Below are 12,893 nucleotides of genomic sequence, written 5' to 3'. Positions count from 1 at the left end.
CGCTCCGACCAGGTGGTTTGCTCCGCTGCCGTACGGCCGCCTGGAGAGAACGCGAACGGGAGGGTTCGGCGGAGCTCGCGGTGTGACGGCTACGCGATCCGGTGGGTCCACCCCTCGACTGGTACCGACCGTGCCTGCCCTCCGGCGCCAGCGCGAAGCTCAGTTCCCACTCCACCCGCGCCCTGCGATATCTCCCCGAACACCTGCAACAGCGCCGCACCCACCAGCAGCACCGCGCCCATCGGCGCCGGCGCAGCCGTACGCCGCACGACCCACAACGGCAATCCCAGGCTCAGCAGCGGCCTCGTCACCGCCCTCCACACCACCGGCCCGCCCGCCCCCTACGACTTCGGAGTCGGCATGCCCGACGCCGCCCTGTTCCCGCTGGCCACCTGGCGCCGTCTCCTCACCGGGGAACTGCGCGCCTCGACGGTCCGCGCCTCCGGTTACGACGACCCCGCCGGCGCGGCGGCTGTTCACCGCCCTCGGCGCCCGCGTCACCGGCGTGCCCGTCGACGACGAGGGCCTAGACGTCGCCGCGCTCCCGCCTGCCGCCCGGCTCGTGTACGTCACGCCCTCCCACCAGTTCCCGCTGGGCACCCCGATGTCGGCGACCCGCCGCACCGCGCTGCTCGCCTGGGCCGCCCGCCACGGCGCCGTGATCGTCGAGGACGACTCGGGCAGCACTGGCAGCCGTCATGGGTCGCGGACGCACGCGATCGGTGGAGCGATACGACTCAGTGGGCGCAGTACGCCGAGCGCGTCGCGGGCATGACCCCCGAGGACTGGCGGTGGATCGCGGACAGCGCCGCCACGCTCGGTGGACCTGGGGGCGGCCAAGCGTGCCAGCGTCACCGCGGGTAGCACGGAAGCCAATGCCCTCGCGCCCGCCGCCGCGCCGGACCCGTCAGTCCTTCTCGAGCAGACGGGCGATGGCGTCGGCGGCGTAGCCGAACTCCGCGTCGGCGTCCAGGTGACCGAACCGGCCGCCCGCCTCCGAGGCCGCGAACCCCAGGATGAACGTCGACAAGAACCGCTCCGCCCGGACGACGTCGTCCCCGGCCAGCCCCGCCTCCCGCAACGCGGCGTACACCGTGTCACGCGGGCGGCGCGCCGCCGCGGTGACCGCCGGGCGGTGGAACAGCAGGGGGAACAGGTCCGGGTGCGCCCGGGCCACCACCCGGATCCCGGCGGCCAGCTCGCGCAGCCGTTCCCGCCACGGCAGCCCCGGGTCCGGCTCGGGAATCTCCCCGAGCAGGCGCTCCACCAGGCCGTCGAGCAGGCCCTGCTTGTCCCCGACGTGCCGGTACAGCGCCATGGGGGTGACGTCCAGCTGCTCGGCGACCGCGCGCATGGTCACCGCCGCGAGCCCCCGCTGCGCCGCCAGGTCCCACGTCGCGTCGATGATCTCGCCGCGTGTCAGTCCTCTCCGGGCCATCGACCGCCCTCCCTCCTACGGACCACCGCCCTCGACGGCTTCGACCTCACCATCACGGCGGGGGAGATCTGTGGCCTCATCGGCCACAACGGCGCCGGCAAGACCACCTTCGCGCGGATCGCCTGCGGCCTGGACCGGCCCGACTCCGGCCGCATCCTCATCGCCGGCACCGACCCGGCCCGCCGCACCGCCCGCCGCGCCATCGGCTGGGCGCCCCAGGAACCCGCCCTGTACCCCACCGCCACGGTCCGCGACAACCTCCGCCTCTTCGGCGGCCTGGCCGGACTCCGCCGCCACCGACTGCGCACCGAGATCGACCAGGTCACCGCCGCCATGGCACTCCAGGACCTGCTCGACCGCCCCGTCGGCCGGCTGTCCGGCGGCCAGCAGCGCCGCGTCCAGACCGCCACCGCCCTTCTGCACCGCCCCACGGTCCTGCTGCTCGACGAACCCACCACCGGCGCCGACCCCGCCACCCGCCAGGCGCTCCTGGCCGTCGTCCGCGCCCGCGCCGACGACGGCGCCGCCATCTGCTACACCACCCACTACCTGCCCGAGCTCGTCGAACTCGACGCCACCCTCGCCGTCGCCGCCCACGGCCGGGTCATCGCCCGCGGCCCCCGCCAGACCCTCCTCGACGACCTGCCCGGCACCGCCCTCCTGCGCTTCGACGGACCCGCCCCCGGCCACACCCACCGCGACACCCTCGTCATCACCTCACCCCGGCCCGCCGAGGCCGCCGCACGCGCCCTGACCGGACTCGGCCCCGAAGCCGTACGACTGCGCGGCATCGACATCACCCCGCCCGCCCTCGACGACCTGTACCGCCGCCTCGCCTCCCGGGAGTCCTCTCATGCTGCGTGACACCGCCGTCATCACCCGCCACACCTGCGTCCTGCTGGCCCGCGACCCGGGCACCCTCATCGCCTACGCGGTGATGTCCTCGACCCTGATGGCCGTCCTGCACCCGGTCTACGCACGGATGGCCGCCCCCGGCACCTCCGGCGCGATCGGCGCCGCCGCCGGCACCGCCGTCATGTTCACCCTCGTGGCCCTGGACGTGGCCGGCGAGTAACTCCTCGCCGAACGCGACCGGCACACCTGGGACCGGCTGCGTGCCACCCCCGCCCGCCGTGTCTCCGTCCTCACCGGCAAGGCCCTGCCGCTCATCACCGTCTTCGTCACCCTCCAGGCCCTGCTGTTCACCGAGGCCGGCTGGTGGTACGGACTCGACCTGACCGCCGGCACATGGCGGCTGCCCCTGCTCTGGCTCGCCTGGGCGTCCTGCGCCACCGCCCTCGGCCTGGCCCTCGGAGCCTGGCTGGACGGCCACGGACGCCTCGGCGCCATCGCCGACATCACCGCGATGATCATGACGGCTCTCAGCGGTGCCCTCGTCCCGCTCACCGGCCTGCCCCACTGGATCGGCGACCTCGCACCCGCCCTGCCGGCCTACTGGGCGGTCCACGGCTTCCAGGCCGCGCTCGGCGGCCATCCCGCCGGCCCCTACACCCACGCCGTCCTGGCCATCACCGCCATCACCGCCATCACGGTCATCGCCGGCGCCATGGCGGCCCTGGGCACCCTGCGCCGTACCCCCCGGAGGGCATAGACCCAGCGCGCCGAGCCGGCCGGACATGCGGCGCGGACCGGCTGCGGAGCCCGCTACGCCTCCCGGGAGCCGCCGGTCTCGGCCCCCGGACCGCCGAGCAGGGGATGGGCGCGCATCGCCGCCTCCAGCTCCCCGGGCAGCTCGTCGCGGTACCGGCCCAGCGTCGACAGGTCCGAATGCCCCAGCACCCGCCGCACGGCGTCCATGTCGGTCGCCGCGGCCAGCAGATGCGTCGCGGTCGTGTGCCGCAGCCCGTGCGGAGTCACCGAACGCCGCCGATCCGGATCGACCCGCGCCAGCACCCGATCGATCACCGCCTGCACGTCACCGCGCGCCAGCCGCCGCCCCCGCCACGACAACAACAGCGCCGGAGTGTCCACCGCACGGGCGCGCCGCTCCGCCAGGTACGCGTCGAGGACCTGCGCGACACCGCGGGGGAGAGGCACGTCACGGGTACGGCCTCCCTTGCCGAAGATCCGCCAGTAGCGCACCCCGTCATTGGTGAAGAAATGCTCCACGTCCGCGCGGGTCAGCTCCGACACCCGCGGACCCACCGTCGCCAGCAGCAACACGATCAGGGCGTCCCGCAGTTCGGTGCGCTGATCGGCCCGCCTGCCCTCCTCCGGCCCGGCCGCGGCCAGGGCACGCGCCGAGCCCAGCAGCCCCTCGGCCTGCTCACGGGTCAGCGCCCGCCGCTCCGGCCGAAGACCACCCCGCTGCCGCGATGTCACCGTCACCGCCCGCATCGGGTTCAGCTGGACCCACCCGGCCACGGCCGCGTGCCGGAAGAACGCCGACACCGACCGGCGGAACCGCGCCTGGGAGAACGCGCTCTGCAGGGGAGCGGACCCGTCGGCGGGCACCGGCGCCCTGCGCCGCCCGTCCGGCTTGCGCGCGAACCGCAGCAGCACCTCGTCGACGTCCTCACCGGTCAGGTCATCCAGCACCCGGCCCGTGCCGGCCAGGGCGACGAACGTGTGGACGTCACGCGTGTAGATCTCCGCCGTGCTGGGCGCCAGCGCGCCGGTGACCGTCTTGGCCCGCACCAGCTCCGCGTAACGATCGGCGGCTTCTTCCACGGTGATCCGTTGAACCTCGGCAGGACGCACCCGCCGGACCCTACCGCCGCCCTGCGACAGAACCCGTTCGCCGGCTCCCGAACGGGCTCAGCGCAGCACATCGCAACCGGTCCGGCCCAGCGGCGTGCTACCAGCTTTGGAGGCCGAAACCATAGGGGTAGAGCGGATTTCCGTAGGTAGTGGGCGGTGACTGACCGGCGTCGATGTGGGCGCGGATGTCGGAGCGCTCGGCGGCGGTCGCGCCCAGGTCGTACGGCAGGCTCCAATCCTCGACGGCATCGGCGGGGACGTCCGTGCCGCCCGGCTTCAGGACCTGGTCGACACCGCGCGGGAGCTGCCAGGGCAGCGTCCCGTGAGGCGTATGGTCGCCGAAGAGCAGGGAGGCCGTGGCCGGGCCGACCTCCTCGCCCCCGCGATAGGTCATCACGATGGCGTCGGCGATGCCGTTCCAGTCCGAGATCACCGTTGGCCGGGGCAGATCCATGACCACCACGACCGGGATTCCTTGGTCATGGAAGCCCTGGATGATGGAGAGCTGATCCGGCGGCAGGTAGGGCTCTTCCTTCACCCACGCGGTGGCGTGCGTGTAACTCGGCTCTCCCACCGCCACGATGGCCAGTTTGGGCGAGGGCCCGCTGCCGGAGTAGACGTTGACGCCGTCCTTCGCCGCCCGGGCCTTGATCGCATCCAGGATGTCCAGCGAGCCGTAGCCCTGGTGGAAGTAGCTCGTCCAGACGCAGCACGCGGCGCCGTCAGTGGCGCGCGGACCAGCCACCACGATGTTGTCACCCGCCTTGAGCTTGAGCGGAAGGACACCGTTGTTCTTGAGCAGGGTGAGGGATTCGCGCGCGGCCTGGTCGGCGAGCGCGACATAGGACGGCTGGTGGAAGCGGTAGGGGCCATTGACCGGATCGCCGTATGGGCGATCGAAGATGCCGAGCTCGAACTTCAGCCGGAGGATCCGGGTCACCGCGTCGTTGATCCTGGAGATCGGCACACTGGCGAGGAAGTCCGGCATCGAGAATCCGGACGCGCCCGGGTCGGCCCCGCCCATCACGTCGGAACCGGCGTTCGCCGCGCTGATCCACGCGCTGGACGGCAGCCAGTCGGTCGTGATGAGGCCGGTATAGCCCAGGTTGTTGCGAAGGTAGTCGAGGATGGGCTTGCTGTTGCCCGCGCCCGGCCCCCCTGGGTCGAGGAAGGAGCTGCCCGCGTAACCGGGCATGATGTTGACGGCTCCGGCATCGATCGCGGCCCGCCACGGAATCATGTGGTACTTGATCGTCACCCCGTCGTAGACGATGCCCGCCTCACCGCCGGCACCTTCTCCCGGCCAGTGCTTGACGGTCGCGAGGACGGAGGCGGGGTTGAGCTCCGGGCCGCCCTGCAGACCGGCGAGCAAGGCCCGTACCTGAGCCGCCGCGACGTCGGCGTTCTCGCCGTTGCCTTCCTGGATCCGCGGGTAGAGCACCTTGGTGCCGACCTCGGCGAGCGGCCCGAGGACGCCGCGCGTGCCGACCTCCAACTGCTCACGGCGTTGCATGTCGCCGAGCTTGTAATCGAGCGGGTAATCCTTCGCGGCGGCCAGCGCGCTCTGCAGCGGATAGGTGGTCTCGTACCCGGAGATGGTGTCGCCCGCGGAGACCGGGGGGATGCCGAGACGTGTTCCCGCGGCCGAGCGAAGCACCTTGTCGAGGTCGCCCGGCTGCGCCGGGCCGAAATGCCAGCCCGACCGCGGATAGGTCTGGGCGTTGTAGAACATCTGATACGCCTTCTCCTCAGGCGTCATCCTGCCGAGAAGGTCGGCCACCCGCGTCTCGACCGGCCGCCGCCAGTCCTCGTACGGCTCGATCGTTCCGTTCTTGTTCAGATCACGGGCGCCACCCACGATGCCGACGCCGTCATCGGCCGCCTCGACGGCAGGGAGATAGACGCTGAAGGTGCGGATGTCGGACGTGGTTCTGGCGCCCGAACCGCTCACCGCGACGACGAACCACTTGTACGTCCAGCGGTCGCCGATGTCCCAGCTCGGCGTGTAACCGGTGCCGGTGGGCTCGGCGACCTTCGTGAAGAGGTCGAGCAGCCTGCCGGACGCGGTGAAGTCGTAGTCGGTGCGGCTGACGTTGATCCACACTTCGTAGTGGGCGGCGCCGGACACGGCGGTCCAGGACAGTGCCGGGCGGCGGGTGTCGGTGACCATGGCATGGTCCGCGGGCGCCGAGAGCGCGAACTGGCCGGTGGCCGTCGGCGCCTTGGTCGGCGGCGAGAGCAGCGGCGGGGTGTTCCCCGACGTGTCGACCGTGCCGAAGATCTGGAACTCCCACAGTGAGTAGCCGTATCCCGTGGCTCTCGCCGTGCCCTGGAAGCGCACGTAGCGGCCCTTACCGGAGATGCCGAGGTTCTCGGTGCCGCCCTTGCCCGTCGTCGTGGTGTAGATGTCGGTCCAGGCTGTCCCGTTGTCGGACACCTCGACGCGATAACCGGTGGCGTAGGCGTTCTCCCAGACGAGGGTGGCGCCGGTGATGGTGGCCGGCCCGCCCAGATCGACCTCCAGCCACTCGTTGTCCGTGGCGAGGCTGGACCAGCGGGTGCTCGTACGGCCGTCCACCGCCGCGGCAGGGGCGTTCGCGCCCTCCACGGAGGAGGCCCGCACCGGCTTGAAAGCGGAGATCGGTGTCGTGCCCGGCGAGGACCCGATCGAGCCGTACACCTGGAACTCCCACAGTGAGTAGCCCCACTGGGTGGCGCGGGCCGTCCCGTACATCCGGATGTACCGCCCGGTGCCGGAGACGTTCAGGGTCTGCGTCCCGCCGGTACCGGTGGTGGTGCTGTAGACGGTCGTCCAGGTGGCGGCGTCATCGGAGACCTGGATCTGAAACGCCGTCGCGTACGCCGTCTCCCACGTGAACACCACCTGGGAGACGGTGGCGGGGCCACCGAGGTCGACCTGAATCCACTGGGGGTCGCTGAACGCGCTCGACCAGCGGGTCGCGGGGTCCCCGTCCACGGTGGCCGAGGCGGGCGTACCCGCGTTCTCGGTCGACGAGGCGGTGACCGGCTTGCCCTGCGACAGCAGCGAGGGCGCGGCGCTCGCCGGAGTCGACAGGCCGACCCCTATGTATGCCAGGAGGACGATCAGTACGGCGATCAGCGCCGCGGGCACGGTGGGACGTACCACCCGAATACCGGGCTTCATGGGGCATCTTCTCCTCGCGAGCGCAACGGGGACCGCCGTCGCGCAACGGGGTGGGCGGAAGAGCTCCCGGCGATGAGGATCGGGCTCTGACGGGCGCCGAGAGTTGAAGGAGAGGCGCGCTTCCCCGAAAGACTGCTCGGGGTCAAGTGCCGTGTCAATACATTGCCACGGCAAATTTTAAGCCTTATATTAAGTGTCTCCCTACCCCCAGAAGGGAGCTGTCATGCAGCCGAGTCCCCGCCCGGCGGCGTACAGCCGCACACCCGCACATGTCCTCCTGATCGCGTTCGCCGTGATCACGGTCCTCGTCGGCCGGCTAGCCGTGATCACGCCCCATGCCGCAGCCACGACCCCCACGGCCGACGCCTGCGGCGGCTCCAACGTGGCGCTGAACCGGCCCGCGACCGCGTCCTCCACCGAGAACTCCGGCCTGCCCGCCTCGGCCGCCGTGGACGGCAACGCCGGTACGCGCTGGTCCAGCGCCTTCAGCGACCCGCAGTGGCTGCAGGTCGACCTCGGGTCGTCGCAGCACGTCTGCCAGGTGGTGCTCACCTGGGAGGCGGCGTACGCCACGGCCTTCCAGATCCAGGTGTCGGACAGCGGCACCGGCGGCTGGACCACCATCTACAGCACCACGATCGGCACTGGCGGCACGCAGACGCTCAACGTCACCGGCACCGGGCGGTACATCCGGATGTACGGCACGGCCCGCGCCACCCAGTACGGCTACTCGCTCTGGGAGTTCGCGGTCTACAGCGGGACGACCACGACGCCACCGCCGGATTCGTTCTGGGGTGACACGAGCACCATCCCCGCCGCCAACAACGTCCTGATGTTCAAGATCCTCAACCGGACGAACGGCAAGTACCCCGACAGCCAGGTCTACTGGAGCTGGGGCGGCCAGACGCACTCCATCGCCGAGCAGCCCTACATCGACATGCCCGCGAACTCCGCCGGCCGGATGTACTTTTACCTCGGCTCGCCGACCAGCCAGTACCGGGACTTCATCGAGTTCACGATCGGGCCTGCGGTGTTCAACGGCAACACGACGCGGGTCGACGGGTTCGGCCTGAAGCTGGCAATGCGGCTGCACGCCAAGGACGGGTACGACGCTCAGGTGGGGGAGGACCAGGCCACCTTCGCCGAGGACCGCTCCACGACCTTCCAGCGGTTCCAGAACGAGGTACCGACCGAGTTCAAGCACCTGGCCACGGTCCAGGCCCCCTACTACATCCCCGCGCCGGGCAGTGACAGCGATTTCCGCGCCGGCGGACAGTACGCGAACTACTTCACGAGCTACGCCCAGTCGGTCGGCGTCACCGAGAGCACCTCGAACATCACCGGCTGCGCGGGCTCCCTGGCGGGCAATCCCGACATGTGCGCAGCGCTGAACCGGCACGTCGCGCAGCTGCCCCAGTCGCAGTGGTCCGACTCGAGCCAGTATTACAAGGCGGCTCCGGCCAACTACTACGCCAAGTTCTGGCACGACCACGCGATCAACCACCTGGCCTACGGCTTCCCCTACGACGACGTCGCCGGCCAGTCCTCGTTCATCTCCCACGGCGACCCGCAGTACCTGCTGGTCGCCGTCGGCTGGTAATCGGGGAGCGCACATGCCCTCCCCGCCGGACGGATGCGACACGGGAGACGAATGGCATAGATCAGGGCGACCGGGAGGAACGACGGGATCTGCTCGGCTTCAGCGAGATGCCGAGCAGGTCGAGTGACAAGGGGTCGTTGTCCTGTCTCATTGATCATGAGACAGATTGATGGATCAGGAGGGTGGGGAGGTCGTTGAGGGTCTGGCTGACCGGTGGCTCTGCGGGTGAGGAGTCGTTGCGGCGGTTCAGCCAGATGCCGTGCAGCCCGGCGTTGGTGACCGCGATGGCATCGGTGTGGAGCCGATCCCCGACGTAGGCGACCTCAAGCGATGACTTCCGGCAGGTCCCTTCAGGTGGGCAGCGGTATTCCCAAGGCCTCAATGATTTCCATCAATCGATCGTCGGGGATTTCTGCAGCCGTGAAATTAATCTCCTTGACATGATCAAGGAACGTGACTGGTCAGCTTCCTTGCATCCAGGCCCTCGGCTGAGCCCTGCATTTCCCGCCACCACGCCACGGCATCGAGCACACCATCCACTGGCGGAACTGGCGAGATCGCTACCGCGCCCGAGCCCGCTGGCACCACTAACGAACCGCCTCCGCCGACCACCCCGGCACGCATACCCGCAGCTCGCTTAAGGAAATGCGCTGCCGTACTAGAGATCGGCTGAATCGCCCACCGGTATGCGGGCGTAGTCGGTTTCCTCCTCGAGCCACTCGTCGAAGTACTCGAGACCGATCGTGCTGAGCTGGATGTCGTGGATCGGGAACGCCCGGGCCGGCCGGACGCCGCGGACGAAGGTGATGGCATCGCCGATCTTCACCCAGGGGCCGGATGCCGGGACCAGTAGGGTGTCGACCTCGTCGGTGGGGACGAAGAGGGAGTCTCCTGGGTGGTAGAGGCCGTCCACGATGAACCCGAGGTTCGGGCAGCCGGGCAGTCCGTCGATGACCTCGGCGTGAACGCCGCCCACGGCCTTCACGGTGAAGCCGGCGGCGGTGAAGGTCTCGCCGGCGGCAACCGTGACCGCTCCCGGGCCGAGCTCGGCAGCCAGCGCCGCATGGGTGTGGATGGTCAGTGTTGGGTTGCCCGCCCAGGCGGCCTTGAGCGTCTCGACGTCGATGTGGTCGGGGTGCTCGTGGGAGACGAGCACGGCTGTAGCTTCGGACAGCGCCGCCTCCGCGTCGGAGAAGGTACCCGGATCGATCACCAGCACCCGATCGCCGTCCTGGACGCGCACACAGGCGTGCCCGAAATTCGTCAATTTCACCGGATCACCATATCGGCCGACCCGAGAAGAATCGCTTTCCCGGGGGGAAGCGGTCTTCCGGTCAGGCAGCCGCTGCGAACCCCCCGTCCCGGATCCGTGGCCTGCGCGGAGCGAGCTGGGCGAGCGCAATTTCAGACGGCCGGGGGCAGCCAGGGACGCCGGTTGGTGAGGCGGGTGAGCGCGTCGAGCAGGCCGATGTCGTGCTTGGCGGTGGTGGCCAGGTAGGAGCGGATGGCGCAGAACTGCTCGGCTCCGGTCAGGGTGCGTAGGCAGCCGGAGATCTTCTGCCGGATTTTGATCATCCGTATCTCGCGCTCGGCTGGGTTGTTGTCGAAAGGGACCCGCACGTCGGTGGTGAAGCGGAGGTGGTCATCGTGCTTGTCGAGCAGTCTGCGGGCCAGCGCGTTGCGGTCTTTTTCCAGCTCGGTACGGCGGGCCGCGGTGGCCTTGATACCCAGGCGGGCAGCGGATCGGAAGGCGTGCTTGGCGTCAGTCATCCTGCCCGTCCGTCTCGTTGATCATGAGGCGGGCCATGAGCGGAGTACATGTCCTGTCTCAAGCAAAGTGGCCTCGTCTCATTAAGGTGGCCCCCGGAGACGCGCCCGCGACCTGCGGTTTCGCTGGGCGATCGAGCTGCGATCTGACTGTCGTCTCACTAGGGTGGCCCTGCGATCGGGTTCGTCTCAGCAAGGTGGTCCCTGTGGACTGAAAGCGCCTGCGCTGAGACAGCGGCGTCGATCCGGATCGGCGGCCGACGACCCTAATGGGGCTACCGACGAAACTCGCTGACCAGCAGCGGAGCAGCACGAGGGAGCACCGGTTTCCACGCTAATGAAGATCATCTTCCACTCGTCGAGGCCGCCGGTGGGCATAGCCCCATGACCTTCGTATGCGCAGGGCTGCTTGGCGACTCGGTGGCCTGGGTGACCTCACCTCACCTCACCGCGAGGAGGTCCTTGGCTGCGACATCGCGGCGCAAGCTGAAGATCTTCCCCCAGCTTGGGGAAGAACTGACAGGGGCCGTATTTTGCTCTCGCAGCTCGGAGACTGGCGGCCTCGTGGACGTCACCGATGGGTAAACAGAAAGGCCCGGCTGGTGCCGGGCCTCTGTTTCGGGGGGCTTCGGCTGGTGCCGAAGCCTTGGTGGCAGATGACGGCCGGCGGCCGTCACCCGTGGCGGGTCAGGTGTCCTTGCGAAGGGTCACGCGCCCGCTGTCGTCGTGGATGTCCAGGGCCTGGTCGTCCCAGCGGCCGTGGACATCGATGTCGCCTCCAATGGTGCTGATGAAGAGGGAGTGGGGGTTGTCCGCCTCGATCTGCACGGACCCACCCTTGGTCCACGCCGCGAGGTCACCGCTGGTCTTCCCGACCGTGATGGGGTGGCCGTAGCGGCGTGTGGTCCTCAAAGAAACCGAGGAGTTCGAAGGGATCTCCTCGACCTCGATGCTCTTGGTGGCCTCCAGGTATGCGTACCCGACCGGGCCGGTCACGGTGATCCGGCCCCGCGTGTGCACCTTGATGAAGTCGAAGCCACACGGAACACGGACGGTGACCGCCTTGAGGAGCCCGCCCCACTTCCACAAGCGATCACACCTGAAGAGGACGTTTTCGCTGTGGGTGGGGTCCAGGATGGCTCGCTCGGGGATCCTCGTGAGGCCGACGCCCTCCAGGATGACCTGAACGTCCGTACGGTCCTCGGCGACGATGGTCACCGGGGCGATTCCGCCATCGATGATGGGCAGGTAGCCGGGCAGCACGGTCAGAAGGCGCTGCTTGAGAAGACGACGCATGTCGTGCTCCTTGATTGTGGGTGTCTGGGTTGCGTGGCACACGCGGCTTATTCGCGGGTGCCACACATCACCGTCCGCGGGAAGGGACGATCGGCACGCGGTGCGATCACAACCCCGCCGCAGCCGGCAGCCGGACATGACTCATGCGGTGATTACGAAGGTTCCACCGGGTCCCGCCACGCCGGACTGGGTCGTGATCGGCCCCCGCGTTGCCGGCGTTGGCTTCGGACGCGGGCGCGTTCACGACGTTGGGCGGCCACCGCCCGACCATCAAGACCGACAAGACCACCGCCGTCCGCACCGCCTACCTGAACGGCCGATCCATCGCCGCCCTGGCCCGCGAGCACGGCGTCAGCCGGTCACGAGGACACCCCGGCCCCGGAGCTGCCGGTCACCCTCGACATGCCGGGCATGGTCGCCGACTTCCTCCGCACCGCCGAACTGAACAACGCCGAACGGGCCGCGCTCAACCACGGCGTGACCCTACGGCGCGGCCACACTCCCGGGCCGACGGGCTTCCCCACCGAAGGGCCCATCCGCAGGTGATCGCGGAGGCTGGCAGAGAGGTCGCTGACCTGTACAGCGCTGCCGAGCCGTTGCTCACTAGCAGTGAAAACAGCCCCCGAGCCGGAAGCTCGGGGGCTGTTTTGACACTCTAAGGGGGTGACTTTCGTCGGTACCCCTAATGCTCGAAAGGTTCAAGCAGGGACGTCAATGTGCGTCGCAGTAATTGTGTTGGTTCGCCGTTGCGGTGACGTTCTGTGGTGCTGGTGGCCCTCCGGATTGGTAGGGCATCATTTGCTCCTCTCGCCATTGGCGTATCGGATCGTAACCGTCGGCCGGTCCCTGAAAGTCGGCGAAGACACGTTCGCGGACCTCACGGTAGAAGCGTCCGGCGTCGTGGT

The 12,893-nt window shown here is 69.5% G+C and carries 11 protein-coding genes and 2 pseudogenes; 7 read left to right on the top strand and 6 right to left on the bottom strand.

Annotated elements, in window-relative coordinates; translation table 11 throughout:
- Positions 1-505 precede the first annotated feature (505 nt).
- The gene (locus NE236_RS04080) at positions 506-775 is read left to right on the top strand and encodes a hypothetical protein (RefSeq protein ID WP_252840411.1); all 270 of its coding nucleotides are present in this window, start codon (positions 506-508) and stop codon (positions 773-775) included.
- Between the two features lie 132 nt (positions 776-907).
- On the opposite strand, the gene NE236_RS04075 is transcribed toward NE236_RS04080, so the two are convergent.
- Complete coding sequence (locus tag NE236_RS04075) at positions 908-1,354, bottom strand: TetR/AcrR family transcriptional regulator C-terminal domain-containing protein (RefSeq protein ID WP_252840410.1); 447 nt, start codon at positions 1,352-1,354, stop codon at positions 908-910.
- Here NE236_RS04075 and NE236_RS04070 point away from each other — a divergent pair.
- The 3 genes and pseudogenes from NE236_RS04070 to NE236_RS04060 form a co-directional block, all read left to right on the top strand.
- Positions 1,301-2,302, top strand: coding sequence for an ABC transporter ATP-binding protein (locus NE236_RS04070; protein ID WP_252840409.1), 1,002 nt, complete (start codon positions 1,301-1,303; stop codon positions 2,300-2,302). The two genes, NE236_RS04075 and NE236_RS04070, sit on opposite strands and share 54 nt — an antisense overlap.
- Positions 2,292-2,513, top strand: a complete 222-nt coding sequence (locus NE236_RS04065; RefSeq protein WP_252840408.1) for a hypothetical protein — start codon at positions 2,292-2,294, stop codon at positions 2,511-2,513. The genes NE236_RS04070 and NE236_RS04065 overlap by 11 nt, the downstream gene beginning before the upstream one ends.
- Before the next feature lie 18 nt (positions 2,514-2,531).
- Positions 2,532-3,050: pseudogene (locus NE236_RS04060) on the top strand (ABC transporter permease); the annotation flags it as partial.
- Between the two features lie 53 nt (positions 3,051-3,103).
- Here the strand turns inward: NE236_RS04060 and NE236_RS04055 are convergent.
- Positions 3,104-4,159, bottom strand: coding sequence for a tyrosine-type recombinase/integrase (locus tag NE236_RS04055; RefSeq protein WP_252840407.1), 1,056 nt, complete (start codon positions 4,157-4,159; stop codon positions 3,104-3,106).
- A gap of 97 nt (positions 4,160-4,256) precedes the next feature.
- Positions 4,257-7,325 (bottom strand): discoidin domain-containing protein, encoded by a 3,069-nt coding sequence (locus NE236_RS04050; RefSeq protein ID WP_252840406.1) that lies wholly within the window; start codon positions 7,323-7,325, stop codon positions 4,257-4,259.
- A 223-nt stretch (positions 7,326-7,548) separates the two neighbouring features.
- On the opposite strand from NE236_RS04050, the gene NE236_RS04045 reads away from it, so the two are divergent.
- Together NE236_RS04045 and NE236_RS45470 are read left to right on the top strand one after the other, a co-directional pair.
- On the top strand, positions 7,549-8,925 hold the full coding sequence (locus NE236_RS04045) for a beta-1,3-glucanase family protein (RefSeq protein ID WP_252840405.1): 1,377 nt from the start codon (positions 7,549-7,551) through the stop codon (positions 8,923-8,925).
- Between the two features lie 492 nt (positions 8,926-9,417).
- A pseudogene (locus tag NE236_RS45470) lies at positions 9,418-9,566 on the top strand (IS701 family transposase); the annotation flags it as partial.
- Between the two features lie 17 nt (positions 9,567-9,583).
- Here the strand turns inward: NE236_RS45470 and NE236_RS04040 are convergent.
- From NE236_RS04040 to NE236_RS04030, 3 genes are all read right to left on the bottom strand, one after another.
- A complete protein-coding gene (locus tag NE236_RS04040; protein ID WP_252840404.1) occupies positions 9,584-10,198 on the bottom strand; it encodes an MBL fold metallo-hydrolase in 615 nt (204 codons plus the stop codon).
- A 131-nt stretch (positions 10,199-10,329) separates the two neighbouring features.
- Entirely contained in the window at positions 10,330-10,695 is a 366-nt protein-coding gene (locus NE236_RS04035; protein ID WP_252840403.1) for an IS66 family transposase, read from the bottom strand.
- A gap of 684 nt (positions 10,696-11,379) precedes the next feature.
- Positions 11,380-11,988 carry a hypothetical protein gene (locus tag NE236_RS04030; protein WP_252840402.1) on the bottom strand — a complete coding sequence of 203 codons (609 nt, stop codon included), beginning with the start codon at positions 11,986-11,988 and terminating at the stop codon, positions 11,380-11,382.
- Positions 11,989-12,399: 411 nt separating this feature from the next.
- Between NE236_RS04030 and NE236_RS43270 the strand changes: the two genes are divergently transcribed.
- On the top strand, positions 12,400-12,534 hold the full coding sequence (locus NE236_RS43270) for a hypothetical protein (protein ID WP_289849726.1): 135 nt from the start codon (positions 12,400-12,402) through the stop codon (positions 12,532-12,534).
- Positions 12,535-12,893 lie beyond the last annotated feature (359 nt).

This window comes from Actinoallomurus purpureus (assembly GCF_024055795.1).
Taxonomy (GTDB): Bacteria; Actinomycetota; Actinomycetes; order Streptosporangiales; family Streptosporangiaceae; genus Actinoallomurus; species Actinoallomurus purpureus.
Note: the sequence above shows the minus strand (reverse complement) of the source record. Positions and strands in the feature narration are given on the sequence as shown.

Coding starts and splice junctions, on each gene's coding strand:
- NE236_RS04050 (WP_252840406.1), bottom strand. CDS start 7,325: ATGAAGCCCGGTATTCGGGTGGTACGTCCCACCGTGCCCGCGGCGCTG.
- NE236_RS04075 (WP_252840410.1), bottom strand. CDS start 1,354: ATGCGCGCGGTCGCCGAGCAGCTGGACGTCACCCCCATGGCGCTGTAC.
- NE236_RS04030 (WP_252840402.1), bottom strand. CDS start 11,988: ATGCGTCGTCTTCTCAAGCAGCGCCTTCTGACCGTGCTGCCCGGCTAC.
- NE236_RS43270 (WP_289849726.1), top strand. CDS start 12,400: ATGGTCGCCGACTTCCTCCGCACCGCCGAACTGAACAACGCCGAACGG.
- NE236_RS04035 (WP_252840403.1), bottom strand. CDS start 10,695: ATGACTGACGCCAAGCACGCCTTCCGATCCGCTGCCCGCCTGGGTATC.
- NE236_RS04065 (WP_252840408.1), top strand. CDS start 2,292: ATGCTGCGTGACACCGCCGTCATCACCCGCCACACCTGCGTCCTGCTG.
- NE236_RS04045 (WP_252840405.1), top strand. CDS start 7,549: ATGCAGCCGAGTCCCCGCCCGGCGGCGTACAGCCGCACACCCGCACAT.